The 549-nt window shown below is 23.7% G+C and carries 1 protein-coding gene; it reads left to right on the top strand.

Going from position 1 to position 549, the window contains the following annotated elements; all coding sequences use genetic code 11:
• A partial coding sequence (locus IU405_RS05505; RefSeq protein WP_197437613.1) for a hypothetical protein occupies positions 1-549 on the top strand: 549 nt, incomplete at both ends.

Below are 549 nucleotides of genomic sequence, written 5' to 3'. Positions count from 1 at the left end.
GTGTATTAAAAGAGAAAAATAAAATTTATGATTTTGATAAATCTTATTACAATTTTGCAGGAATTGAAGTTAGAAGTAAAAATTATTCAGAACTTTATGAAAAAGAATATGTTCGTTTAAAGAGTTCTCTAAAACCCGAAGATGTGCTCGATGTTAAATTTAAAGAGGCTTATATTAAAATAGATAAAAATGGACTTGAGAAAGGTTTTTCTTTTGACGTAGAAAAAATAACTTATAAATCAACCTTTTTAGATAAAAAGATTATTGAATTTAAAGGGGTTTTAACAATTAGTGATTCGTTTAATAAAATATTATCCGTAGATGAAAATTTCTTATATACTTTTAAAGAGCCATTAGAACCATTAAATATGTATGAGTTATTTGGTATCACTGATCCAAACCTACTTAAATTTAATTGGGATAAAGATAGTACCCAAGAATACAATGCAGAATACAATGAAATTAAAAAAATTATTTTTAGTGGTAGAAAATTAAAAATTTCATTAATTCCTAAAGCTATTGTTTTAGAAAATGGGGAAGTTATTAAAT

It is taken from the genome of Polaribacter sp. BAL334 (assembly GCF_015767435.1).
Taxonomy (GTDB): Bacteria; Bacteroidota; Bacteroidia; order Flavobacteriales; family Flavobacteriaceae; genus Polaribacter.
The sequence above is the reverse complement of the archived record's forward strand: the minus strand, read 5'-3'. Positions and strand labels throughout refer to the sequence as shown.